This window comes from Nitrincola iocasae, assembly GCF_008727795.1.
Lineage (GTDB): Bacteria > Pseudomonadota > Gammaproteobacteria > Pseudomonadales > Balneatricaceae > Nitrincola > Nitrincola iocasae.
On record NZ_CP044222.1, the window covers coordinates 1804723 to 1830090 of the forward strand.

Here is a 25368-nt window from a genome sequence, read left to right on the forward strand (position 1 = left end):
AGGCTGATATAGGGAGGCTTGCAGAGTGTTTGAACTGATTAAATCGGGTGGTTGGCTGATGTTGCCGATCATCGCTTGTTCTGTTGCAGCCATGGCGATCTGTTTTGAACGCTTGTGGTTTTTAAAAACTGGCCGAGTGATTCCCCAGGGATTGCTGGCTGAGGTCTGGGAATTGATTCGTAGCGGTGAAATGACACCGGAACGCCTGAGAGTAATTTCTGAAGGCAGTCCGCTGGGTAGTGTTATTGTTTCCGGTGTACGCAATGCGCGTTATGGTCGTGAGATCATGAAAGACAGTATTGAAGAGTCTGCCAGTCATGTCATTCATGAACTGGAGCGGTATCTAAATCCACTCGGTACCATTGCAGCGGTCACGCCTTTGCTGGGGCTATTGGGAACTGTTATCGGTATGATCAAGGTGTTTACCGCTATCATGATTCAGGGTACAGGTAATGCTAATGTGCTGGCTGGTGGAATCTCGGAAGCGCTGATTACCACGGCTGCGGGTTTATCGGTTGCCATACCCGCGCTGGTGATGCATCGGTATTTTCAACGCCGCATTGACACCCTGGTCATCACCATGGAGCAGGAAGCCGTTAAGCTGGTTGAAGTGTTACATGGCGAGCGCGATGACAGTCTTTCATAGCAGGAGCGCCCGGTGAAATTTTCTCGTCAGCGACAAGAGGACCTCAGTATTAATCTGACGCCCTTGATTGATGTTGTGTTTCTGTTATTGATTTTCTTTATGGTGACCACCACGTTCACGCGTGAAACCCAATTAGAGGTGAGTCTGCCAGAGGCCGAATCAGCGCAAGCCGTTGCGCAGGAGCAAGAACGTATCGATGTCGTGATTAATGCTGAGGGATTATATTCCGTCAATGGGCAGGCGCTGGTTAATGCGCAGGCCCTGACGCTTCGCCGTGCCATCACGGAATTGGTAGGTGAGCAGCGTGCTATTCCGTTTGTCATCACCGCCGATGCGCAGACTCCCCATCAAGCTGTCGTATCGGCTATGGATGTAGCTGGTCAGTTGGGCTTCTCTCAATTGCGTATTACTACGCAAGAGAGTGCTGAGCAATCACTGCCAGTTACCGATGAAAACAGCGAATGAAGTCATTGCTGGAGCAGGCCTGGTATCAACAAGCCGCTTGGTTAAGTGTGTTGCGGCCACTATCTGCAGGCTTTACTTACCTGGCTCGGCGCCGCCGGAAAGCGTTTAGAGATTCCAAAAAAAGTTGGATTGCCCCTGTACCAGTGGTGGTAGTAGGTAACATCAGCGTTGGTGGAACTGGCAAAACACCCATTGTCTTAGCGCTCATTGAGCTATTGCAAAGCCAAGGTTATAAACCGGGGGTTGTCAGTCGTGGCTATGGCGCCAATCCGCCTCGGTTTCCCTGGTTGGTCGAGCCTGAACAGAGCGCAAAGCAGGCGGGCGATGAGCCACTGCTAATTGCTATACGCGGGCAGGTCCCTGTAGTTATTGATCCAGATCGCCCTGCGGCTGTGCGTCATTTGCTCTCCCATTTTGATTGTGATGTGGTGATCAGTGATGATGGATTACAGCATTATGCTCTGGCACGCGATATTGAAATTGCCGTTATTGATGGGGCTCGAGGATTGGGCAATCGACGCTGTTTACCAGAGGGAGCGTTACGCGAGCCGCCGGAGCGCTTGTCTGACGTGGATTTTATTCTTCAAAATGGTAATGCTGAAGTACCGCAGTATACGGATGCGCAGGTGTTTCATCTGTCGGCAACGGCTATGCTGAATTTGAATTCCCGGGAATCCATACCGGTGGATGCATGGGTTGCCACTCATGGAACGACGCCTGTTGCTGCCGTAGCGGGCATCGGTAATCCTGGACGCTTTTTTACAACCTTGCGTGAGTTAGGGTTGCTGGTTGAGGAGCATCCTTTTCCGGATCATCATCCCTTCGTTGCCGAAGATTTGTCGCAATTAGTCAGCACTGCAGTCGTCATGACAGAAAAAGATGCGGTAAAATGTCGTCAGTTTGATTGTCCCGGTTGCTGGGTGCTGCAAGTCAGCGCTATTTTACCGGATAGCTTTAAACAGTCACTGCAGCAACAGCTTGCAGTCGTCCAACGTGAAAAAGGTAAACAGCATGGATAAGAAATTGCTGGATATACTGGTTTGCCCAGTGTCCAAAGCACCGCTTGAGTACAATAAAGATTCTAATGAGCTGATCTGTCGTGCCAGTGGACTGGCTTATCCGATTCGTGATGATATTCCGGTATTGCTGGAAACAGAAGCACGTACGCTGACAACAGAAGAACGACTGAAAGAGAAGTAATACGATGGGATTTTCTGTGGTGATACCGGCGCGCTTTGCCTCCAGTCGTTTTCCTGGTAAGCCGCTCGCCGATCTGCTGGGTAAGCCAATGCTTCAGCATGTCTATGAACGTGCCTGTGAAAGTGAGGCGCTAAGGGTCATCATAGCCACCGATGATCAGCGCATTGCTGATGCAGCGAAAGCCTTTGGTGCTGAGGTCTGCATGACCTCCTCTGACCATCCATCCGGTACTGATCGCTTGCAAGAGGTGGTGCAGTCACTGGGGTTTTATGCCGATGACATTGTAGTAAATGTTCAGGGTGATGAGCCGTTGATTCCACCACGCATTATTAATCAGGTGGCGCATAATTTAATGGCGATGCCGGAAGCCGGTATTGCTACGCTGTCTGAACCTATCGAATCGATTGGTGCGTTGATGAATCCCAATGTCGTCAAGGTGATCAGTGATCGTCAGGGTATGGCACTTTATTTCAGCCGTGCCACGTTACCCTGGCCACGCAATGCGTTCCAGTCTGGTGATCACTCAGTGATGCCTGAAGGCTTCTCCTGGCAACGCCATATCGGTCTATATGCTTATAGAGTACGCCTGCTGAATGATTTTGTGACCTGGCCACCGGCTGCTCTGGAAGAGGTTGAGTGTCTTGAGCAGTTACGCGCACTCTGGAACGGTGTCCGTATTCATGTAGCACCAGCCGATGAGGCACCTCCCACCGGAGTGGACACGCCGGAAGATCTTGAAAGGGTTCGCGAATGGTTGGTGCAGCAGGCAGCTCACTAATGCTTGGTTTACAAAAGCAGATATCACTTCGGGCGTTAAACAGTTTTGGTTTCGATAGTGTGGCTGAACGCTACACTGAAATTACGCAAAAGGCACAAATACCGGCGCTTATCGATTACTGTCAGGAGCATGCCTTGCCTTGTTTGCTCCTGGGTGGTGGCAGTAATCTGGTACTATCTGCACACGTACCCGGCGTGGTTGCGCGGATCAGGCTTCAGGGTATCGAAGTCATTTCTAGGAGTCAGCAAACTGTTCGTGTGCGCGTTGCAGCTGGAGAGCCTTGGCATGAAACTGTGTCCTGGCTGCTGGACCAGGGGTTCTATGGGCTAGAAAATCTGGCGTTGATACCCGGTACCGTGGGTGCTTCCCCGGTACAAAATATTGGTGCCTACGGGGTTGAGCTCAAAGATCGTGTCACCGCCGTTAACGTATATGACACGCTACAAAGGCAATTTACACAACTGTCGCCATCCGAGTGTCAGTTCAGTTATCGTGACAGCCTGTTCAAATCAGTTGAGCCTGGGCGCTATATCATTACCTCGGTTGAATTTGAGCTGTTTCTTACGCCTGATCATTTAGTGTTAAATTATCAGGCACTGCAGGAAACCTGCACAACCTTAGCGGGCTCTCTGGCCATAACGCCAAGGCATCTATTTGACGCTGTGTGTCAGCTGCGCCGGAGTAAATTGCCTGATCCGGCAACATTAGGTAATGCAGGCAGTTTTTTTAAAAATCCACACGTAAATGAAGTTAAGTTTCAGGCGCTTAAGCAGACTTTCTCTAGCCTGGTCGCCTATCCAGAGGGAGCAGGTTATAAGCTGGCAGCCGGTTGGCTCATTGAGTCCTGTGGCTGGAAGGGTAAGCAGTTTGGGCAAGTCGGTGTGTATGCCAGGCAGTCTCTGGTTCTGGTAAATTATGGCGGGGGAGATCGTTCGCAGATTGAAGCCCTGGCGCTACAGATACAGGATGCAGTTTATAGCATTTTCGGTGTTTGGCTGGAACCTGAACCGCGTTACTATCCTTAATCCAGGTTATACCGGACGGAGTTATCTGTCCGCTCTCTCTGTATATAAGAAGGACGGGTATAAAACCCGCCCTTTAAGCTCATCAAGAGCTACTATCGCTGCCTTCTTCTGAAGGCTGAGTTTGACGCTTCAAGCGAGGATCATTGGGAGCTCGGCGGCTGGGGCGACGTGTCTGAGGCTTTTCGGCTTCAGTTACTGGCTCCGTTTCCTGTGTTTCCGGTGCTTTGGAGTCTGACTCAGTATTTACCTCGTCACTCTGAGGTGCGGCTTCTGTGTCCAGGCTGACTGGTGTTTCTGTAGCGGGGGGCTCTGCAACCTCTTTGGCAATTTCTACGTCAGGTGTTGGCTCCACATCCGCTGTTGGCTCGACCTCCGCTGTTGGCTCGACCTCCGCTGTTGGCTCGACCTCCGCTGTTGGAGTATCAGCTTCGGTGGCTTTATCTGCTACTGCAACTTCTTCAGTTTTAGTAATTGCAGTTGTTTCTGTTGTGTCAGCTTCCTGAGTGCTTTGTTCCTCGGTAGCATCAGTCCCAACAGGGGGGGCAGCAGATTCCTTAACAGATTCGTCAGTCTCAGTGGTCTGTTGTGTTTCTGTAGTTTCTACAGAAACAGCGGGTTCGATGTTTTCAGTAGTGGCTGTTACATCGCTTTCTGCTTCACTCACCTGAGTTGAGTCCGTCTGCTCTTCGCTTGCTTGCTGAGTAATGGGCTGTTCTGTCGTAGATTCCTGCAAATCCGTGCTTTCTACCTGTTCAGCTGTATCGGCAGAGATGTTTGCTGTGCTGAGTGTCGTATCCTGCTCTGGAGTCTGTGGATTCGATGTGACTGCCTCAGTTTCAGTATCTGTAACAGCCAGTGTGCGTTTAGCGGTCCGCTCGCCAGTACGACGACGACGCCCACGTTGACGACTGCGGCTATTATCTGCGTCTGAACGGTCTTTATCTGCGCTGCTCTCCTGCTTGTCGGCAGTAGCATCCTGTGGCTGCTCGGTGGTCAGTTCCGTCTCAACAACTGTTTGCTCGGATGATTCAGGTTTATCCTGGCGGCGCTTGTCGTTGTTACGACGGCGACGACGCGGACGTGGCGTGGTTTCATCCTGAGTCGGTTTTTCACCAATCGGTGGTAGATTCTGCTCCGGTTCAATGGTGATGACTTCTTCCTGGCGTTCATCACGACTGCGATCACGGCGTTTGTCGTTATCTTTAGGACGACGACGACGCTTGTCACCCTGTTGAGTCTGGCGGGAACTCTGTCGGCGACTATCGGGTTCAGAGCGTTTGCTGCGCTCTTCTGCGGATTTCTGAGGGGTCGCCTGTTTGGGTGCCGTATCCTTTGCAGGGGAGGGTAAGAACAGGGTTTTCAGCGTCGACATCACGCGGCTGGCAAAAGAGCTGCCGCTGCTGACCGGGGCTTTTGTAGCCGGAGTGCTACTAGGTGTGCTTATCGCCTGTGCCGGAGCTTCTGTGGTAACAGACTGCTTGCGCTCAGGTGGCACGATGGTTTTAACTGCCGCTTCCTCACGTTTTATCGGTTTGCGGCTGTTGTCATCTGCATCCTGTTGCGGTTCAGGCTTGCTGAAGCTGGTGTTTTCAGTTGTCGCAATCGTATGATCATCGCGAAGTCTCACGACTTCATAGTGAGGCGTTTCCATGTTTGGATTGGGTACGATAACAACCTGAACGTCGTGGCGGCGTTCTATCGCATGGACTTCGGCACGCTTTTCATTCAGCAGGAATGTAGCCACACTGACTGGCAGAATCGCGCGGATCTGTGCGGTGCGATCTTTAGAGGATTCTTCCTCGATCAGTCGCATGATGGACAGAGCCAGTGAGCCGGTATCGCGAATAACTCCAGTGCCGTTACAGCGTGGGCAAACACTGCCGCGCGTTTCGCTGAGAGAGGGGCGTAGACGCTGACGCGACATTTCCAGCAGGCCGAAACGTGAAATACGACCCATCTGGACACGGGCACGATCCACTTTCAACGCATCACGTAAGCGGTTTTCCACTTCGCGCTGGTTCTTGATCGGGGTCATATCGATAAAGTCGATAACGATCAGGCCGCCGATATCGCGCAGGCGTAGCTGGCGGGCAATTTCATCTGCCGCTTCCAGATTAGTGTTCAGCGCGGTTTCTTCAATATCACTGCCGCGTGTTGCACGGGCTGAGTTGATATCGATAGATACCAGGGCTTCAGTCGGGTCTATAACGATAGAGCCACCGGAAGGTAATTGTACTTCGCGCTCAAACGCCGTTTCGATCTGACTTTCGATCTGGAAACGGTTAAACAGCGGCGTTTCTTCTTTATACAGCTTAATGCGGCTTTCGAAGGTCGGGATAACCTGGCGCACAAACTGCAATGCCTGTTCATAGACTTCCGGGCTATCGATCAGGACTTCGCCAATGTCAGCGCGAAGGTAGTCACGAATCGCGCGGATTACTACGCCACTTTCCTGGTATACCAGGAAGGGTGCTCTGCGTTGGTTAACTTCGAGGATGGCATCCCAAAGGGTGGTGAGGTAATCCAGGTCCCACTGCAGCTCTTCACTGCTGCGACCGATACCGGCGGTGCGGATGATGACACCCATATTGTCAGGAACTTTAACACCGGACAGGGCCTCTTTGAGCTGAGCGCGATCATCACCTTCGATACGGCGGGAAATACCACCCGCCCGTGGGTTGTTCGGCATCAGTACCAGGTAACGACCCGCCAGGCTGATAAAGGTGGTTAATGCCGCACCTTTATTGCCACGCTCTTCTTTGTCGACCTGCACAAAAACTTCAGTACCTTCCTTGACGACTTCACGGATATTCGGACGTTGTCCGCGTTCCGGAGATTTACTGAAGTATTCGCGGGAGATCTCTTTTAATGGCAGGAAACCATGGCGGTCGGCGCCATAATCGACGAAAGCGGCTTCAAGGCTGGGTTCAACCCGGGTGATGCGACCTTTATAGATGTTGGCTTTCTTCTGTTCACGGCTATCAGATTCCATGTCCAGATCATATAGGCGTTGGCCATCAACAAGCGCAACACGCACCTCTTCCGACTGAGTTGCGTTAATCAGCATTCTTTTCATGTTGTTATGCGTTCTCAAAAACGTAACGCATTGCACCCCGTTCGCGTTGAGCCGAGCAGGTGAAAGTAAAGTCCAGTCTTTGTGACCGGCTGTCGCTATCGGCGAATGCAGCCGCAGGGCAGACAGTGTCTGCCAAACATGTCGGCGGTGAAGGAAACGTTAACCAATGTGGTTATTCTGTATGCCTTGTGTCTGCGTTTAAGCAGTTTCCGGGTTAACGTGCATCTTCACCTCCAACCGGACCCTCGCTCTTGCAAAGGTGGTGAAAGCGTTACTTCAAATTCTGTTTTAATTTCAAATGAAATCAGTTAATGCTACTTGCACACAGGCAACGATGGATTGAAAAAGTTCAGATATAAACGTCACCGGTTGCCCTGATTCGAAAATAGCTAAAGCCAACGGCCAGCAGCATCGGTAGAATATATCAGTAAAGCAACATTGCATCAATCAGTGAGATCGAATCAGGATATGCCAGATAGCAAAGATCAAGCCCCGCGCCCAAGTGTACGCTTCATTACAGTTGCAGATGACAGAGACGGACAGCGCATCGATAATTTTTTACGCACGGAACTCAAAGGCGTGCCCAAGACGCTGTTATACAGAATCTTGCGTAAGGGTGAAATCCGGGTAAACAAGAAACGCGTCAAGCCAGATTATAAGCTCAAGGCTGGTGATGAGTTGCGTATTCCACCTATCCGAATTCCGGAGCAGAATGAGCCTGTGCCTGTGGGTCGCAGCCTGGCCGAACATCTTGAGTCGGCGGTGCTTTATGAAACTGATGCACTGATTGTTATGAACAAGCCCTCCGGGTTGGCTGTGCATGGGGGCAGTGGTATCAATAATGGTTTGATCGAAGCGTTGCGGCAGATACGTCCCCAGGCGCGCTTTCTTGAGCTGGTGCATCGGCTGGACAGAGATACCTCTGGCTGCATTATGGTGGCAAAAAAACGCAGCATGTTGCGTTACCTGCATGAGGGGTTGCGTGAAAAACGTATTCATAAAGTCTATCACGCGCTGGTTAGTGGTAAGTGGCCTAACCGACGCCAGCGCATTAATGCACCCTTGTTGCGGGATGAATTGAAGTCCGGTGAGCGGATTGTGCGGGTGCAGCCAGAAGGTAAAGAGTCAATTACCGATTTCCAGGTTTTGCGCCGTTTTGGTGACCTGGCTACCCTGGTTGAGGCCTGTCCTTTAACCGGTCGTACTCATCAGATTCGGGTGCATAGCCAGTTTAGCGGTTTTCCTATTATTGGCGATGCGAAATACGGTGTGGATACAGCCAATGCCCAAATGCGCTCAATGGGGCTGAAACGGTTGATGTTGCATGCCGCAGAACTCAGGCTGACTTTACCCGATGGTGAGTTGTTGAGGGTTCAGGCGGATTATGATGCGGAAATGGCTCAGGCAATCGATACACTGGTTAATGCAACAGCTTAAGTATTGGGGGCACTCAAAGTCGTGTGGGTAGCTATGACTATATGTCTTGCAAAAAACAAGGTTAATTTGGTCTCCTGGTTGGATTGCGTATTTCCGCAAGGTTATAATAGCCGCCTTTCGGAAATGCCAACCACGGGATTACAATGACCGCACTTGATGAAATTCACCAGTTCCTTCCCTGTGTAACCCCTGATCGTTGGATAGATGAAGCAGTTAAGCCTGAAAATCTTTGCTTGCTACTGACCGATCATGCCCACTGCGAAAAGAAAGCAGCGTCAACTGCCATGACCCTGATGTTCCGCTACGTAGATCGCCCTGATCTGCTGAATAAAATGTCCAGACTGGCTCGCGAGGAGTTGATTCATTTTGAGCAGGTGCTGGCGATCATGCAGGAGCGGGGGATGGTATATGATCATTTATCCTCATCACGCTATGCGGCAGGTCTAAGAAAGCACGTCAGAACCTCGGAGCCGGGGCGGCTGATTGATGTGTTGATCATCGGTGCTTTGATAGAAGCGCGCTCCTGTGAGCGTTTTGCCAAGCTGGCACCGTTTCTGGATGAACAATTGGCAAAATTCTATCGTTCATTGTTGAAGTCCGAATCACGACATTATCAGGACTATCTGCACCTGGCGCGTGAGTATGCAGGTGAACCGATTGACGGGCGCATCGATTTCTTCTGTGAAGTTGAGCGAGAATTGATCGAAGCAGAGGATGAGGAGTTCCGCTTTCATAGCGGCACCCCTGTATAGATACACCCAATAAACTGGATCAGATAGCGAAGGAGAGCAGTCGGGTGCCGGTGGTATCGGCCTTGATATACCAGCCTTTCTTACCCCAGTCACCGAGAACCATGCGCTCGGCCATTCCACTGGTGAGCTCCAGTTGATGAACTGCCGGGCGGTGGGTGTGGCCGTGGATCAGGCGGCTGACAGCAGCTTTTTCCATGACCTGTTGTACCGTAGCGGGACTGACATCCATGATCGCATCAGTTTTTGCAGCGCCCTGTTTTTTACTTTCCGTCCGTAGTTGCTCGGCAATGGCAATACGTTCATCAACGGATTTGTGTAAAAAGGCCTGTTGCCAGTCCGGGTCTCTAACCTGTTGACGAAACGCCTGATAGGCCGTGTCATCGGTGCAGAGCTGGTCGCCATGCATCAGTAGCGTCATCACGCCGTCAGGAAAGCGTAGCTTGAAGGCTTCCGGTAGCAGTTGCGTGCCCGCCTGTTTGAGCCATTGCTGGCCCACCAGAAAATCCCGGTTACCGGCCTGGAAAAACAGCTGTATACCACGATCACTTAAACCATGCAGTTGCTCTGCCAGCTGCTCAGCTCCAGGCAGAGGGGCATCATCACCTATCCAGTACTCAAACAGATCACCCAGCAGATACAGTTGCTGACAATCGCGATCGAGGTTGTCGAGGAAGCGACTTAACCCGGCCGACAAATCCGGTCGGCCAGGCTGCAAGTGAATATCAGAGATCAGTATCAGCGACATAAATTGATTGGTTATTCAGCGTCGGAGACGTCCACGATCTCAGCGGAGACGATGATAACATCTTCAACTGGCACATCTTGATGCCCCGCGCGAGAAGTGGTCTTTACCTGTTTGATTTTATTGACTACTTCCATGCCCTCGGTAACTTTGCCAAACACCGCATAACCCCAACCCTGAGAGGTTTTGGCAGTGTGGTTAAGGAAGCTGTTGTCTGACAGGTTGATAAAGAACTGTGCAGATGCTGAGTGAGGATCCATGGTGCGGGCCATGGCGATCGTACCGGTATCATTAGTCAGGCCGTTATCAGCTTCATTTTCGATGCTGTCTTTGGTGTCTTTTTGCAGCATGTCTGGTTCAAAACCACCGCCCTGGATCATAAAACCATCGATGACACGATGAAAAATGACGCCATCATAAAAACCATCTTTTACATAGGCTTCAAAATTAGCGGCTGTTTTAGGCGCTTTTTCATAATTCAGTTCAAGGGTGATGTCGCCGTGGTTAGTGTGCAAAATAATCATTATGTAAATCCTGCTGTGCTGAATAAGGCCGTTATTATACGCAAGTCTGCCTTTGCTGCATCTTAACTAAAGCAATTTTCGTCAGTTTTAATATAGTAATCACCCGTACTGGGCCGTGCTTTACCTGCCGCAGTCAGTTTATAATAGGCGGTTAATGTCAGTGATAGCCGAACTGCTATCCGTTTCATCAGCCAGTATAAGTTGCCCCTATGACCAAGCATGACAGCGTAAAGCCCACTAATTTTATTCATCAGATTATTGAACAGGATCTGCAGAACAACCTTAATGATGGCAAAGTCATCACCCGTTTTCCGCCAGAACCGAACGGTTATCTGCATATAGGTCACGCCAAATCCATCTGCCTGAACTTTGGTACAGCATTAAAGTTTGGCGGGGAGTGTAATCTGCGCTTTGATGACACTAACCCGGAGAAGGAAAGTCAGGAGTATATCGACTCAATTATTGAGGATGTGCGCTGGCTGGGTTTTGAGTGGGCTGGCAAGATACGTTACACCTCGGATTATTTTCAGCAGTTGCATGACTGGGCGGTACACCTGATCAACGCAGGCAAAGCCTATGTGGATCACTTGAATGCAGAACAGATGCGTGAATACCGTGGTACATTGACTGAACCCGGGCGTAATAGCCCCTATCGGGATCGTAGTGTCGAAGAAAACCTGGCACTATTTGCACAGATGAAATCCGGCGAGTTGCCTGAAGGCAGTTGTGTTTTACGGGCTAAAATTGATATGGCGGCAGCCAATATCAATCTGCGTGATCCGGTGATCTACCGTATTCGTCATGCGCATCATCACCAGAGCGGTGATAGCTGGAAAATTTATCCTTCCTATGATTTTGCCCATGGACAGTCTGATGCGTTAGAAGGTGTAACCCATTCCATCTGTACGTTGGAGTTTGAAGATCATCGTCCATTATATGACTGGTTGATTGCCAACCTGCCGGTGCCGGTGGTGCCTCGCCAGTATGAATTTGCCCGGTTGAATCTTAATTACACCATCACCAGTAAGCGCAAGCTGAAGCAACTGGTTGATGAGCAGCATGTCAGTGGCTGGGATGATCCGCGTATGCCAACAATTTCCGGTTTACGTCGTCGCGGTTATACACCGGTAGCTATACGTAATTTCTGCGATATGATTGGTGTTACCCGTTCCAATGGCGTGGTGGATATGGCGATGCTGGAATCGGCCATTCGTGATGATCTGGATGCCAATGCCCCGCGTGCCATGTGTGTGACCCAGCCGTTAAAAGTCACCATCACCAACTTTCCGGAAGGAGACGAGGAGTGGTTTGAGTTACCGGCACACCCGAAAAACGACACGATGGGTAGCCGCAAAGTCAGCTTTGGGCGTAATTTGCTCATTGAGCAGGAAGACTTTGAAGAGGTGGCACCGCGTAAATGGAAGCGCTTGGCCGCCGGCGAAGCGGTGCGCTTGCGCGGTGCTTACGTGATTCGTTGTGAAGAAGTGATTAAGGATGCCGCCGGGGAGGTGATTGAGCTTAAGTGCAGCTACGATCCAGCGACCCGAGGTGCTAATCCTGAGGGTTACAAAGCTAATGGTGTGATTCATTGGGTGAATGCCGATAACTCGGTGGCTTGTGAGGTGCGTCTGTATGATCGACTGTTTACAGAAGCCAACCCGGAAGCTGATAAAAACGCCTCATTCCTGGATTGCATCAACCCTGAGTCCCTGGTGGTGTTGACTGACTGTCGTGTTGAGCCTGGACTTGCCGAGGCAGTAGCCGAAACCAATTTACAGTTTGAGCGTTTGGGCTATTTCTGTGTCGATAAGGCCTCAACGTCCGAGCGCCTGATGTTCAATCGCACTGTTACCTTGCGTGATTCCTGGGCTAAGATTCAGAAAGGCTGATGATCTGGCGACTGATTCTGCTTGCCGGTGTACTGCTGGGTTTGATGGCTTGTGCAGAACTGGCGGTTAAGCCTGATCCGGTTGATTCCGGTGATTTAGATGATGCGCTTGTTGCTGATCAGATTGAGGCAAGTGCTGAGCCTGATCCGTTCGATGCCGTGGTCAAGCAAGCCTATCCAGAGTTGCCGGATCGAATAGCAGTCGAGGCGTTGGCCGGGTTGCCGGATGATGTTAATGAAACATCGGGGCTGGCCTACCGTAACGGACATTTCTGGACTCATAATGATAGTGGCCAGGATGCCATGTTGTTTGAGTTGAACGTATCGGGTGAGCAAGTTAAGCGCCGAGTACATCCGCTTGAATCAGACAATCATGACTGGGAAGCTTTGGCTCAGGATGACGATTACCTCTATATCGCTGATTGCGGCAATAACTTTGGCGACCGGATTTGGATCCAGATCTATAAAGTGGCCTGGGACGAACTGGATGTTGCCCGGGATCGTGGTGTGGTGGCTTCGCAGCGACTTAATATCCGTTTAGCCGATACTCAGCCAGAACGTAATCTTCGCGCACATGATAATGACTGTGAAGCGCTGACGGTGGTAGGTGATGAGCTCTGGTTGTTTACCAAAAACTGGCAGGACAAGCACACCCGCTTGTATCGACTGGATAAGCAGGCGAAGGCTCAGCAGGTTATCAGTGACACCGAGTTTCCAGTTAGAGGCATGATTACCGGTGCAGATTATAATCCGCAAACACAGCAACTGGCATTAATCGGTTATCGGTTGGGTTTTTTGAATTTATCCGCGTTTATCTGGTTGATACCGGTTGCTAACGATCTGCCAGACCGGACTCAGGCCAGCTACCATCAGATTCATCCGCTGGGACAGTGGGAGGCCGTCCTTTGGCATGAGGGCAATCTTGTTGTCACGCGTGAAACCAGTCAATTAGGTCGGGCACAGCTCGGCATTATCCGACTGCATTAACATCGGGTTAACTTTTATCCTATATAATTCTGCTCTGACTGTGCCGCAGTCAGAGGACATTTCAAGATCAAGAGTGCATAGCATGTTACAGATATACAATACCCTGACGCGATCCAAAATACCCTTTGAGCCATTACAGGCCGGAAAAATCGGCATGTATGTGTGTGGTGTTACGGTTTACGATTATTGTCATATAGGTCATGCACGGGTAATGGTATCGTTTGACGTGATTACTCGTTATTTGCGCTGGTCTGGCTGGGAGGTCAACTATGTCCGTAATATCACCGATGTAGATGATAAAATCATGCGCCGGGCCGCTGAAAATGGCGAAACAGTTGAACATCTGACTCAGCGTATGATTGCGGCGATGCATGAAGATGAGCAGGCTCTGTCGGTGTTGCGCCCGGACCATGAGCCGCGTGTCACTGCATATATGGACAATATCATTGCGTTTATCACTGATCTGATCGACAGGGGCTTTGCCTACCGGGCTGACAACGGTGATGTGTATTACCGTGTCGAGAAATTTGACGGCTATGGCAAGCTCAGTGGCCAGCAGATCGAAGAGTTGCGCTCCGGAGCGCGTGTTGAAGTTGATGCGCTGAAAGAGAGCCCGTTGGATTTTGTGCTGTGGAAAGCGGCCAAAGCTGGCGAGATCAGTTGGCCCTCCGCCTGGGGTGACGGTCGTCCTGGCTGGCATATTGAATGTTCAGCCATGTCGCGTTGCTGCATAGGTACCACTCTGGATATTCATGGAGGCGGTCCGGATTTGCCGTTTCCACACCATGAAAATGAGATAGCTCAGTCTGAAGCGGCCAATGACTGTACCTATGCCAATTACTGGATGCATGCGGGTGCGGTCAGAGTTAATCAGGAAAAGATGTCCAAGTCGTTGAATAATTTTTTTACTATTCGTGATGTCTTGAAAGCCTATAACCCTGAAGTCGTGCGCTATTTTCTTACCAGCGCCCACTACCGCAGCTATATCGATTACTCGGAATCCAGTCTGACTGAGGCGCGCTCGGCCTTGGAGCGCTTCTACCAGGCATTGCAAGGCGTTGAGTTTGCTGTTGAACCCCAAGGCGTTAATCCGGCGTATCAGCAGCGCTTCTGTGAGGCAATGGATGATGATTTTAATACCCCCAAAGCGCTGGCGGTGTTATTCGAGCTGGTCAATGAGCTGAATAGTGCCAAGCGTGACAACTCGCCATTACTGCCACACCTGGCAGGGGAGCTTAAGCGCCTTGCGGGTGTGCTGGGGTTATTACAGCAGAGTCCGGACCAGTTCCTCAAGGGTGAAGATAAAGCCGGTGAAATCAGTGCAACTGAGATCGAAACCTTAATAGATGCACGTAAACAGGCCAGGGACAACAAAGATTATGCTGGCGCTGACCGGATCAGGCAGCAGCTTCTGGATCAGGGTGTGGTATTGAAAGACAGTCGTGAAGGTACCAGCTGGTATCGTGACACGACCTCTTGAGGTGTAGGCAGGGCATCTGAGCTTCTGGCTGAATCCCAGTAGTGATAGGGTTTAGGTCAACCGGTTTTGAGTAATTAGAGGGTTTTCATGCACGAAGAAGCGCAGTTTTCATCAGCTGAAGAGCAGCTGGTTTATTTGCAGGCATTGATTGAGGCTGAAGATCATTCAGGACTTTATCATGCCTTGGCCGATAAGGAATCTGCCGATCTTGCTCGTTGGCTGGAATCCTTTCCTGCCAACCAGCGCCATCAGATCTGGCTGGCCGTACCAGATAGTCAACTCGGTGAAGTATTAGCCGAAGTGGCCGAGGATATCCGTACTGAGTATATGACCGATATGTCGGTAGCGGATGTCACCGAGATAGTTAAAGGACTGGATGCGCAGGAAGTCGCCGAAGTCCTTGATGTGGTTGAAGACCATCTCAAGACGGAAGTGTATGAGTCACTGGACGAGATTATCCGTTCACAGGTTGAGGTGCTCCAGGCCTATGACGAAGATACCGTTGGTCGCTACATGGACCCGGAAACCGTTAATGTAAAGCAGGGGGTCAGCCTGGAAGCTGTGCAGCGTTTTGTGCGGATTCATAAGCTGCTGGATGATGAGTCACAGGAAATTATGGTGACTGACAAGGATAAGCATCTGTTGGGTACGATTACCCTGATTGATCTGGTAAAACAGAATCAGGATGCGTTGGTTGATGAGTTCATGTACAAGGCCTTTACCCTGAATGACAATATGAAAGTCAGTGAGGCTGCCTCAGTACTCAGAGCCAGAGAGCTTTATTTCGCACCGGTGACCAATGTTGAGGGCGTTTTGGTCGGGCAGTTGAATATTGCCGATATTATCGAAATTACCCAGGATGATTCCGACATGACTTTAAAGCACATGTCCGGTGTCAGTGATGAAGAAGAGCTATTTTCTCCCATTCTTCAGAGTGCAAAAAGTCGTGGTATCTGGCTGGGTATTAACCTGGCTACAGCGTTTCTTGCTGCGGCCGTTATTGGTCAGTTTGAGGCTGTACTGGAACAGGTAGTCGCCTTGGCCGTGTTGATGCCTGTTGTAGCCAGTATGGGCGGAATTGCCGGAAGTCAGACGTTGACGGTGGTCATACGCGGTATGGCGCTGGGGCAAATAGCCGGTAATAACAGGGTCTGGCTATTCAATAAAGAGTTATGGGTAGGGTTGACCAATGGGGTTATCTGGGCCTTGGTCGTTGGTCTGATCTCTCACCTCTGGTTTGGTGATCCAAAGATCTCACTGGTGATTTCAATTGCGATACTAGTCAATATGACGCTTGCCAATCTGGCCGGTATTGCTATTCCTTTGATGTTGAAAAAACTGAAAATCGATCCGGCTCTATCTGGCGCTGTGATTTTAACAACGGTCACTGATGTTGCTGGCTTCCTATCCTTCCTGGGGTTGGCGACACTCATTATCTTGCATTGAGCTAAGCTGATGTTGACCTGATCGGCTGAAGCCTGATTGATCAAATCAGCCACAAAATAGTGGAACCTAGCAGTACAATACCGGATAAACCCGCCCAAATTATCAGTGTATGTTGTCTTTGCTGGAGTAACTCAGTCAAACGTGTTTCCGGAGTCAGTAGGTCATCATCTGTGGTGCCCTGAGACCAGCGTTGTTGTGTTTTCATTAGCTCTATCCTTATTGCTTAAATATACAAAGGGGTAGTGGCAGACTCATGCCTTGGCATATGCACGCTTCGGCTAAGGCGCTGTCTTCTTCTGTATTGCCCCAACCGGTTTGCCATGGATAGCAGTTGAGCCATCGGATTGCCTACACACAGCTTCACCGGTGAGTTCCAGAGGTAAAACAACAGATCCTGAGTGATCTCATTAGCAAAGCTGGCTGATCCGAATAACCCGGAAAGATAGGCATTCAACTCCTCATGATGCTGAGACAGGTACTCAGACAGGTCAGTGGCTTGTTCATCGATCATCTCATCCTCCCGGACATTTCAGTTCAATATCCAATACATTAATCATAATGATAACTATTATCAATAGTATCTATAGATTTTTTTATACGTCATATCAAAGCACCTATAGCGCTCGTTTAGTTCATCCTGAATAAGAGCAATAAGGAAGATAAAAATGTCTTGTAATATCTATGATAAGCGTTATCATTTGTATTGAAATAGATTAGGGGGGCTGGCTGATGTATATTTGTATCTGTAATGGTGTAACTGAACGCGATGTACGCCAGGCAATTGATGGTGGAGCGTCAAATATTCGTGATTTGAATCGTTCGCTTCAGGTGGGTAGTTGTTGTGGGAAGTGTGTCTGTCTGGCCCGCGACTTGCTGCGTACGCAGTCAAAATCCAATGCCAACTGCAGCTATGTAGATGCGACCGCCTGTTAGTCTTCTTGCCTCATAATACTCATGAATGCTCATGGATGAGCGCTTATTTTTCTTCCTGCTTAATTTCCTTTCTGCCAAACCTTCTTTATTGATTAAATAGGCGTTGTTGAAACCAAAGCTAGACCTCGTTTGGTTTAGCGCTGGGCAAAAAAAACCGTAACACAGTTTACCTGTGTTACGGCCTAACGTGCTGAGAGCACATGAACTGTAGTGCGGTTAAGCACGAGTTCAACCTGTCAATGAATCTTCATGTTAATGCAAAGCATTATCGTTTGCAATTGTTTTGAAGAAAAAAACAGAATTTTTTCAGATTCAGATTCAGATTTGTGACTGCAAATAGTTTTGTAGCCCCAGTTTTTCTATTAGCCCCAACTGCTGCTCTAGCCAGTGTGCATGATCTTCTTCAGTATCCTTAAGCAGTGTCAGTAGCATGTCACGGCTTTGGTAATCCTGAGTGGTTTCGCACAGTGCGATAGCCGATTTGAGCTGACGGGTCACTTCATATTCCAGGTCCAGATCAAATTGCAGCATTTCAGGTACGGTAGAGCCTATGTTGGCAGGGCCGCGAGTTGACAGGTCAGGCTTGCCTCCCAGGAGAAGAATGCGGTCGATCAGCAGGCTGGCATGACCTTTTTCATCATCAAACTCGTGTGCAATGCGTTCGTGAAGTTTCGACAGTCCCCAGTCTTCGTACATCTTCGAGTGCACAAAGTACTGGTCCATAGCAGCGAGTTCGCCACCCATTAATTTGTTCAGGGCTACAATTACGTCAGGGTTGCCTATCATAGTATTTCTCCATTCGGTTTGCTGTTCAGGTCATGGACTGCAGGTAGTTTTCTATGCTGATACTGTTGATCAGTTGTAGCTGGGTTTCCAGCCAGTCCAGATAATCTTCTTCATATTCCAGAATATCTTCAAGCAGTTCGCGGCTAACGTAGTCCTGTTCGGTTTCACAAACCGCTATGGCTGTTTTAAGCAGGATTAACTGATCTGATACAAAGCCCTGATCTGCTTTCAGCATCTCTGCAGGTGTCTCACCAATGCGCAGCCGATCAAGGTGTTGCAGGTTGGGGAGGCCTTCCAGAAGCAGTACGCGCTCGATGAGTTTGTCGGCTTGCTTCATGTCTTTGATGGATTTTTTATAGGCTTTTTCATTCAGTGCAGCAAAGCCCCAGTTGCCAAACATACGTGCGTGCAGAAAGAACTGGTTAATTGAGGTCAGCTCGTACGTAAGTACCTTGTTGAGCTGTTGTATTACGGATTTTTCACCTTTCATAATATCTGTCCGGTCAATTGTTTAATCGGGTAAATAATAGCACTTAATGACAAATCTGTGTTGACAAATGCACAAACCGTAACGATAATAATTATCGTTAGTGTTAAGGAGCTTATATGAAAAATCAACCATCAGCACAGATGAATGCTGAACAGAAACAGGCTGCTCCACTCATTGGCAGTCAGGGACGTTCACAAAGAGTATCCAGTGAGGAATTACTTGCAGGAAATGGACGTCTTGAGATAGTTCATGACAATGAAGTCTATCGTTTGTCACGGACGAAAAATGGAAAGCTGATACTGACCAAGTAAGTGCTTTGACACTAACTTTCCCAATCAACTAAAACGCGTAACGCCAGCCACCCAGTGCCCTCAGGCAGCCAGCTCGCGCGGATGACATCATAGTGATGCTGTCCACGGAGTCATAGATGAATAATTACTGGTTTGAATTTGTTTGCATCGGCGTAAGTGCCTTGTGCGCTTCAATGTTTTTATTGCCTGTGCAGATTCCTATCTGATGTTTTCTTATCTCTCTTTCAGTTGGGCTGACTAATATTATGGGTGACAGAGTTATGAATTACATAGTTTATTTTCCACGCCATCTGCTGGCATTGGCAGTTGGCCTTAGTATTTCAGGCTATTCTTTGGCTGATATATCCACGCCAGTAGTCTCGAAAGCAATACTTAAGGAGTTAACTGTTACGGCTTCGCATACCGAGCAGGATGTTCTGAATGTGGCCAATACAGTCAGTGTAATTACGGAAGATGATGTTCAGAAGCAGCAGGCTGCAGATATACAGGATATGCTGCGTTATGAAACCGGCGTGTCGGTACGTGCTCAGCCAATGCGAGCCGGTGCGACGTTCAGTAGTGTTGGCCGGGGGGGTAATGAGGGGGTCAACATACGTGGCCTGGAAGGAAATCAGGTAACAATCCAAACCGATGGCGTTCGTCTTCCTGCGCTTTATAGCTTCGGTCCGATTGTGACGGGTCGCGGTAACTATCTTGAACCAGAAGGCTATCGCCGTGCCGAAATTCTTCGGGGGCCAAGTTCAACTTTATATGGCAGTGAAGGCCTGGCGGGTGCCGTGAGTTTTGTCACCAAGGATCCTGAAGATCTGCTGACGCTCGGCAAGGATGTACAATTTAATATCAGAACTGGCTATGCCTCAGAGAATAAGAGCTGGTTTACCACGCCAGCCGTGGCAGCCAGAAATGAACAGGTATCTGCCATGCTGCTCTATACCCAGCGTGATGCTGAGCAGTTGCGTAATCAGGGTGGGGTAGCTGGTGTGGGTGATACACGAACGCAGTCAAACCCGCAGCAGATTGACAGTGATTACTGGCTTGGAAAGCTGGTGTGGGATGTGAATGACGAACATCGCCTGAAATTTACCGTCGAATCGATTGATCGTAATACCGATACTGAGGTGTTAAGTGGATTAAGTAGTACGGTAACGGCATTGAATGCTGATGATCGTGTACGTCGTGATCTATACAAGATGGATTATCTGTATCAGCCTACGTCCAGTAATGGGCTTCTGCGTATGGCGCGTATTAGTCTGTATCAGCAAGATAGCCGTGAACGGCAATTTAGCGATGAGCGACGCACTATAGGTGATCGTACTCGTGATAATGAATACAGTGAGCTGGTTCAGGGCGTGAATGCTGTATTTGAAAGTCAGTTGGGAGAGACAGTCACGCAGACCTTTCATTATGGTGTCGATTACTCTCAGACCGATGTTCAGGCGTTGCGGGAGGGGACACCGGCAGGCACCAGCTTCCCGGATAAACCTTTTCCTGATACCGACTATCAACTACTCGGCTTGTTTGTTCAGGATGAGATCGCTCTGGGTCAATGGCGTATCATTCCAGGGCTTCGTTACGATAGCTACAAACTTGATCCCGCTACAGGTGACCAATTTTATCGTGGGCTACCGCCAGAGTCCTTGTCTGACAGTGCTGTGTCAGCCAAGTTGGGTGTGGTATGGCAACAGGCACCCTTATTGAATTGGTTTGCCCAATATGCCGAGGGTTTCCGTGCCCCTACGCCGCAGGATGTAAACAGTGGCTTTACTAACCTGAGCAGTCCGTTTTTTTCCTATCAGACCATTGCCAATCCTGATTTGAAGGCTGAAACCAGTCGTATGTATGAAGTGGGGTTGCGTGGTCGTGACAATCAACTGCGCTATAGCGTTAGTGTGTTCCGTGCTGACTATAAAAACTTTATAGAAAATGTTGCCGTCAGTGGTGCGGGTACACCAGCCGATCCGATGACCTACCAGAGTATCAACCGTGACAAAGTTACTGTGACGGGTATAGAAGGCGACGCTAGGTGGCAACTTGATCCTGTCTGGGCAATTTCCGCCGGGTTTTCCTGGCACCGGGGTGACCGGCGTGATGATGAGGGTAAAACACCCTTGGCCAGCATTGATCCAGCCAGATTATTGGCCGGCCTTCATTATGACCAGGGGGAATACTATGCTGATTTGATGTTGACTCATGAGCAAGCAAAAAAGCGTAATCCTGACGCAGACGGTTATTCACCTGGCAGTTTTACCACGGCTGATCTGATGGCTGGTTGGCAGATTAGCCGGAATGCTTCGCTTCAGGCAGGTGTGTTTAATCTGACAGATGAGCGTTACACCCATTGGGCCGATGTTCGAGATCTGAGTGCAGATTCACAGGTAATAGATGCCTATACGCAGCCAGGACGTAACGTTAGGGTCAGTTTTAACTATCAATTCTGAATCGGATGGCACCGCTTGACTGTGCCATTTGAGGTATGAGGTTAGCTCTATGAATATGATGAATCACAATCTGGAAATGATTATGCAGGAAAATCTTATTCAGCAGGTTGAAACCCTGTTGCGCGAAAAACCCCAGTTGCGTCCCGTCGAAATGGCTGATGAGCTAAAGGTTACTGAGTGGGCGGTGGTATCGGCATTGCCGGGCGAGCTGGTGCACTTGATCGAAGGGAATCTCGCTGAGGCGATTCTTCAGGATGTTGCGCACTGGGGTGCGGTGACAACAATCGTTGAACGAGACGGCTCAATATTTGAGTTCAAGGGGAGTTTACCCGAAGGGAAACCAGGCTTTGGCTACTATAACCTGATGGGTGAGGCTGGGCAGTTGCATGGGCATCTGAAGTTGGATGCTATCACCCATATTGCATTGCTTAGTAAACCGCTGCGAGGCAAAGAAGCTCATGCCATAGTGTTCTACAACAGGGCCGGTGCCTGTGTATTTAAAATCTATCTGGGGCGCGACCCGCAAGGCGTAATTTATGCACACCAGTTACAGGCATTTAACCGACTCAAGGGGCTTGGTTATGCCCGTTAAATTATCAGGAGTCTTGTATTTAGTTGTTGTGTTTCTGCTCACTGGCGTAACCCTTCCTGCATTTGCAGAGCCGCAGCGTGTGGTTTCAATAGATGGTTCCATTACCGAAATTATCTATGCCCTGGAGCAGGAGCATAGATTGGTGGGGCGAGACACCACCAGCACCTGGCCTGAAGAGGTCAATGATTTGCCCGATGTCGGTTATATGCGACAGCTATCCGCTGAAGGTTTGTTGTCTTTGAGACCGGATCTTATTCTTGTGACAGCAGATGCAAAGCCGCAGTCGGTACTGGATCAATTGCAGCAGACAGGTGTGAATATCAGAGTGATTCCCAATGTCTATACCTTAGCGGGTGTGGAAAATAAGATCGCTGAAGTAGCTGATGCGCTCGGGGTGGCTCCAGAAGGTGATGTATTGATTCAAGCCTTTGCTGAGGAATCCGATCAGGTGATTTCGCAGTTGACTGCTCGTAATGCAGATGCCATCCGCGCAATCTTTGTGATGGGCGTCCGTAACAGCAGCATGATGGTAGCTGGAAAAGGTAGCCGGGCTGATGCATTTCTGGCATTGGCCGGTTTGACTAATCCTTTTAGTGACAGTGTTGATAACTATCAGACCGTATCGGCCGAAGCTCTCATACAGGCCAATCCCGATTTGATTCTGACTCTTGAAAATGCAGAGGCGATGGGGGGCGGTAGAGACAGAGTGTTAGCCGACCCGGCGATCAGTCGTACGTCTGCAGGCCAGGCTGGCAAGGTCATAGCCATAGAGCCGCGTTGGCTTAATTTTGGTCCGGACTTGCCCCATAGCCTTAACGCCTTGGTGAATAGCCTGAATTTGCCGGAAAGTACGGTCGATCTGGCAGGTTCTGAAGGAGGTCATTGATGCAGCGAGTTGTATCATCACCGCGACTGGCGGCTGGTCTGTTGATACTGGCGTTGTTGATGACGTTGAGTGTTGCCTTGACGCAGGGAGCGATGACACTCAGCGTCTGGCAAGTCTATGGCGTACTTGGTGGGCTGTTGGATGATGCGCAGGCAGCGCTGGTGGTGATGGATATTCGTCTGCCACGGGTGGTATTGGGTTGCATTGTCGGAGCGGGGCTTGCCATTGCTGGCGCGGCTATGCAAGGGCTTTTCCGAAACCCACTTGCCGATCCGGGGCTGGTGGGTGTTTCCAGTGGCGCGGCGTTGGCCGCCGTTATGGTGATAGTGCTGGGTGGGACCTATCTGAAGCAATGGGTAGTCTTGTGGGGCTACTTTGCCCTGCCGATAGCCGCCTTTATTGGTGGGATATTGGTAACCGCACTGATCTATCGGGTGGCTACCCGCGATGGGCGAACCGATGTTGCCATCATGCTGTTGGCCGGTGTTGCCATCAATGCAATCGCTGGTGCGGCCACTGGTATCATGACCTACTATGCAACTGATGAGGAACTGCGCACGCTAACCTTCTGGTCAATGGGTTCTTTGGCCAGTGCTTCCTGGGTTGATGTTGGCATGGCAGGCATTCCCATTTTACTGGCGTGTGTACTCTTGCCCTTATACTCACGGACGCTTAATGCGTTTCTGATGGGTGAAAGTGTTAGTACCCATATGGGCTTCGATGTGAAGCGTATGAAACTTATAGTGATTGCACTGACAGCACTGGCCGTGGGTGCGGCTGTTGCCGTCAGTGGAGTGATAGGGTTTGTAGGACTGGTAGCGCCGCATCTTGTGCGCTTACTGACCGGACCGGATCATCGCTGGGTGTTACCACTGAGTGCGGTGATGGGGGCTTTATTGGTGGTGGCATCAGATATTTTTGCCCGGCTGCTCATAGCGCCAGCCGAATTGCCTATAGGGCTTATGATGGCATCCATTGGTGGCCCGTTTTTTCTATGGCTGTTACTACAGCAGCGCGCAAGGGTGGGTTTTTGAATGTTATCCGGACATGAACTAACGTTGACGCTAGACGGCAAAAAGCTGCTGGACAGTATATCGCTGAATATACCTGCAGGCGAGATGCTGGCCGTTCTGGGACCCAATGGGGCGGGTAAATCCACATTGCTCAAGGTGATGAGTGGCGATATTGCCAGTTTAACGGATCAGGTGGCGCTGCATGGACGACGTTTAAGCCACTGGACGACCGGTGCGCTGGCGCAATACCGAGCCGTTATGCCACAAAGCGTGCAGCTGAACTTCGCTTTCACCGTAGAAGAAGTGATTGAAACCGGGATACGTCATCCTATGCCCCGGCTTGAGCGTCAGGCGCATATTATGCAGATGTTGTCCTTGTTTGACGCCGCGCATTTGATCACACGAAACTATCTGACGCTGTCAGGTGGAGAACAACAGCGAGTACAGTTGGCGCGAGTACTGTCTCAACTTGAGGCGATGCCAGCAGCTGAGCCCCGCTACCTGCTGTTGGATGAATGCACCGCGAGCCTGGATCTGAGCCATCAGCATCAGGTGTTTTCAGTGCTGCAACAAAGGGCTCGTCAACAGGGCATGGGTGTATTGGTGGTGTTACACGATTTAAATCTGGCCGCTCAGTATGCCGATAAGATCCTGTTGATGAACGCTGGTAAAGTTGCCTGTCAAGGCAGCGTACGAGAGGTTTTGCGGTCAGACCTGCTCAGTGAGGTGTACCGTTATCCTATCGATGTAATGGAACACCCCGGCGGTTGGCCTTTGGTGATTACCGCACCATCCGCCGAGGTTGCGTGATACAGAACCCTTAACTGTTATTGGAGAGACACAATGAATGAAGATCAGAACCGTTTGCAAGAGCGTCTTTTGCCAGAGGTCAGGGCCTTTAGAGATAGCCGCAAAACCCTGGTGATGGCCACGCTGGATCAGGATGCAAACCCTAATGTCAGCTATGCCCCTTTTGCGTTACAGGAGGATGGATATTATGTGCTGGTAAGTGAAATAGCCCGGCATGGTCAGAATTTGCAACAGTGCAAACGCATATCCATCATGTTGATAGAAGATGAGGGTGAATCCCGGCAAATATATGCGCGTCAGCGCCTCACATTTGATGCCCAGGCGAATGAAGTACCCAGAGACAGTCTGGATTGGCAGCGGGGCATTGACGCTTTGCGAACTCGTCAGGGAGATATTATTGACAATTTATCTCAGCTCGGAGATTTCCATCTATTTAGGCTTATTCCTGATAAAGGCTTATACGTCAAAGGATTTGGTAAAGCATTCACAGTGTCAGGTGATGATTTGATTGATTTTGTACATCTGACAGAAGGGCATAGAAAGCTAAAAGCATCCTGACTTTCAAATAAGCTATATGATCTGTCAGGTTTGCATAACCAGCCAGCCAAAGAGTCACTTTCTTGAGCCAGCCAGATTCATTTACATCAACCCGTTAGGGCGTTT

Annotated in this window: 27 protein-coding genes; 20 read left to right on the plus strand and 7 right to left on the minus strand. The window is 49.8% G+C overall.

What is annotated here, in order from left to right:
* Window positions 1-25 precede the first annotated feature (25 nt).
* The 6 genes from F5I99_RS08310 to murB are packed head-to-tail and all read left to right on the plus strand — an operon-like array spanning window position 26 to window position 4114.
* Entirely contained in the window at window positions 26-646 is a 621-nt protein-coding gene (locus F5I99_RS08310) for a MotA/TolQ/ExbB proton channel family protein (RefSeq protein WP_151054924.1), read from the plus strand.
* 12 nt (window positions 647-658) lie between these two features.
* On the plus strand, window positions 659-1111 hold the full coding sequence (locus F5I99_RS08315) for an ExbD/TolR family protein (protein WP_151054926.1): 453 nt from the start codon (window positions 659-661) through the stop codon (window positions 1109-1111).
* Window positions 1108-2130 (plus strand): tetraacyldisaccharide 4'-kinase, encoded by a 1023-nt coding sequence (lpxK, locus tag F5I99_RS08320; RefSeq protein ID WP_151054928.1) that lies wholly within the window; start codon window positions 1108-1110, stop codon window positions 2128-2130. The genes F5I99_RS08315 and lpxK overlap by 4 nt, the downstream gene beginning before the upstream one ends.
* Window positions 2123-2311 (plus strand): Trm112 family protein, encoded by a 189-nt coding sequence (locus F5I99_RS08325; protein WP_036519173.1) that lies wholly within the window; start codon window positions 2123-2125, stop codon window positions 2309-2311. Before lpxK ends, F5I99_RS08325 begins: the two co-directional genes overlap by 8 nt.
* Before the next feature lie 4 nt (window positions 2312-2315).
* The gene (kdsB, locus tag F5I99_RS08330; protein ID WP_151054930.1) at window positions 2316-3089 is read left to right on the plus strand and encodes a 3-deoxy-manno-octulosonate cytidylyltransferase; all 774 of its coding nucleotides are present in this window, start codon (window positions 2316-2318) and stop codon (window positions 3087-3089) included.
* Window positions 3089-4114, plus strand: a complete 1026-nt coding sequence (gene murB / locus F5I99_RS08335) for a UDP-N-acetylmuramate dehydrogenase (protein WP_151054932.1) — start codon at window positions 3089-3091, stop codon at window positions 4112-4114. The genes kdsB and murB overlap by 1 nt, the downstream gene beginning before the upstream one ends.
* An 82-nt stretch (window positions 4115-4196) precedes the next feature.
* Here the strand turns inward: murB and rne are convergent, their stop codons facing one another.
* The gene (gene rne, locus F5I99_RS08340; RefSeq protein ID WP_325063016.1) at window positions 4197-7190 is read right to left on the minus strand and encodes a ribonuclease E; all 2994 of its coding nucleotides are present in this window, start codon (window positions 7188-7190) and stop codon (window positions 4197-4199) included.
* Window positions 7191-7658: 468 nt separating this feature from the next.
* Between rne and rluC the strand changes: the two genes are divergently transcribed.
* Window positions 7659-8627, plus strand: coding sequence for a 23S rRNA pseudouridine(955/2504/2580) synthase RluC (gene rluC / locus F5I99_RS08345; protein ID WP_151054936.1), 969 nt, complete (start codon window positions 7659-7661; stop codon window positions 8625-8627).
* Window positions 8628-8770: 143 nt separating this feature from the next.
* Window positions 8771-9379, plus strand: a complete 609-nt coding sequence (gene miaE / locus F5I99_RS08350; protein WP_151054938.1) for a tRNA-(ms[2]io[6]A)-hydroxylase — start codon at window positions 8771-8773, stop codon at window positions 9377-9379.
* A 19-nt stretch (window positions 9380-9398) separates the two neighbouring features.
* Here the strand turns inward: miaE and F5I99_RS08355 are convergent, their stop codons facing one another.
* Both F5I99_RS08355 and F5I99_RS08360 read right to left on the minus strand, forming a co-directional pair.
* On the minus strand, window positions 9399-10124 hold the full coding sequence (locus F5I99_RS08355; RefSeq protein ID WP_151054940.1) for a UDP-2,3-diacylglucosamine diphosphatase: 726 nt from the start codon (window positions 10122-10124) through the stop codon (window positions 9399-9401).
* A gap of 11 nt (window positions 10125-10135) precedes the next feature.
* On the minus strand, window positions 10136-10645 hold the full coding sequence (locus tag F5I99_RS08360) for a peptidylprolyl isomerase (protein WP_151054942.1): 510 nt from the start codon (window positions 10643-10645) through the stop codon (window positions 10136-10138).
* Window positions 10646-10854: 209 nt separating this feature from the next.
* Here F5I99_RS08360 and F5I99_RS08365 point away from each other — a divergent pair, with 209 nt between their 5' ends.
* The 4 genes from F5I99_RS08365 to mgtE all read left to right on the plus strand — a co-directional run bounded on the left by F5I99_RS08365 (window position 10855) and on the right by mgtE (window position 16446).
* Window positions 10855-12534, plus strand: a complete 1680-nt coding sequence (locus F5I99_RS08365) for a glutamine--tRNA ligase/YqeY domain fusion protein (protein ID WP_151054944.1) — start codon at window positions 10855-10857, stop codon at window positions 12532-12534.
* Entirely contained in the window at window positions 12534-13520 is a 987-nt protein-coding gene (locus F5I99_RS08370) for a hypothetical protein (protein ID WP_151054946.1), read from the plus strand. The genes F5I99_RS08365 and F5I99_RS08370 overlap by 1 nt, the downstream gene beginning before the upstream one ends.
* An 82-nt stretch (window positions 13521-13602) precedes the next feature.
* Entirely contained in the window at window positions 13603-15000 is a 1398-nt protein-coding gene (gene cysS, locus F5I99_RS08375) for a cysteine--tRNA ligase (RefSeq protein WP_151054948.1), read from the plus strand.
* 87 nt (window positions 15001-15087) lie between these two features.
* Window positions 15088-16446, plus strand: a complete 1359-nt coding sequence (gene mgtE / locus F5I99_RS08380; protein WP_151054950.1) for a magnesium transporter — start codon at window positions 15088-15090, stop codon at window positions 16444-16446.
* A gap of 40 nt (window positions 16447-16486) precedes the next feature.
* On the opposite strand, the gene F5I99_RS19435 is transcribed toward mgtE, so the two are convergent.
* Entirely contained in the window at window positions 16487-16651 is a 165-nt protein-coding gene (locus tag F5I99_RS19435; RefSeq protein ID WP_191905985.1) for a hypothetical protein, read from the minus strand.
* 18 nt (window positions 16652-16669) lie between these two features.
* Window positions 16670-16957 (minus strand): hypothetical protein, encoded by a 288-nt coding sequence (locus tag F5I99_RS08385; RefSeq protein WP_151054952.1) that lies wholly within the window; start codon window positions 16955-16957, stop codon window positions 16670-16672.
* Between the two features lie 218 nt (window positions 16958-17175).
* On the opposite strand from F5I99_RS08385, the gene F5I99_RS08390 reads away from it, so the two are divergent.
* Window positions 17176-17379 carry a (2Fe-2S)-binding protein gene (locus F5I99_RS08390; protein ID WP_151054954.1) on the plus strand — a complete coding sequence of 68 codons (204 nt, stop codon included), beginning with the start codon at window positions 17176-17178 and terminating at the stop codon, window positions 17377-17379.
* A 318-nt stretch (window positions 17380-17697) separates the two neighbouring features.
* Here the strand turns inward: F5I99_RS08390 and bfr (F5I99_RS08395) are convergent, their stop codons facing one another.
* A complete protein-coding gene (gene bfr / locus F5I99_RS08395; protein WP_151054956.1) occupies window positions 17698-18165 on the minus strand; it encodes a bacterioferritin in 468 nt (155 codons plus the stop codon).
* Between the two features lie 25 nt (window positions 18166-18190).
* Entirely contained in the window at window positions 18191-18655 is a 465-nt protein-coding gene (gene bfr, locus F5I99_RS08400; protein ID WP_151054958.1) for a bacterioferritin, read from the minus strand.
* Window positions 18656-18771: 116 nt separating this feature from the next.
* On the opposite strand from bfr (F5I99_RS08400), the gene hemP reads away from it, so the two are divergent.
* The 7 genes from hemP (at window position 18772) to hutZ (ending at window position 25263) form a co-directional block, all read left to right on the plus strand.
* Window positions 18772-18966: a hemin uptake protein HemP gene (gene hemP, locus F5I99_RS08405; protein ID WP_225307598.1), complete on the plus strand. Its 195-nt coding sequence runs from the start codon at window positions 18772-18774 to the stop codon at window positions 18964-18966.
* A 260-nt stretch (window positions 18967-19226) separates the two neighbouring features.
* Entirely contained in the window at window positions 19227-21404 is a 2178-nt protein-coding gene (locus F5I99_RS08410; RefSeq protein WP_191905986.1) for a TonB-dependent hemoglobin/transferrin/lactoferrin family receptor, read from the plus strand.
* Between the two features lie 49 nt (window positions 21405-21453).
* A complete protein-coding gene (hutX, locus tag F5I99_RS08415) occupies window positions 21454-21996 on the plus strand; it encodes a heme utilization cystosolic carrier protein HutX (protein WP_225307599.1) in 543 nt (180 codons plus the stop codon).
* Window positions 21986-22882: a heme/hemin ABC transporter substrate-binding protein gene (locus tag F5I99_RS08420; RefSeq protein WP_191905987.1), complete on the plus strand. Its 897-nt coding sequence runs from the start codon at window positions 21986-21988 to the stop codon at window positions 22880-22882. The genes hutX and F5I99_RS08420 overlap by 11 nt, the downstream gene beginning before the upstream one ends.
* Window positions 22882-23916: a FecCD family ABC transporter permease gene (locus F5I99_RS08425; RefSeq protein ID WP_151054964.1), complete on the plus strand. Its 1035-nt coding sequence runs from the start codon at window positions 22882-22884 to the stop codon at window positions 23914-23916. The genes F5I99_RS08420 and F5I99_RS08425 overlap by 1 nt, the downstream gene beginning before the upstream one ends.
* Window positions 23917-24705 (plus strand): heme ABC transporter ATP-binding protein, encoded by a 789-nt coding sequence (locus tag F5I99_RS08430; protein ID WP_151054966.1) that lies wholly within the window; start codon window positions 23917-23919, stop codon window positions 24703-24705. It begins immediately after the preceding gene.
* A gap of 33 nt (window positions 24706-24738) precedes the next feature.
* Complete coding sequence (gene hutZ / locus F5I99_RS08435; RefSeq protein WP_151054968.1) at window positions 24739-25263, plus strand: heme utilization protein HutZ; 525 nt, start codon at window positions 24739-24741, stop codon at window positions 25261-25263.
* Window positions 25264-25368: the final 105 nt, after the last annotated feature.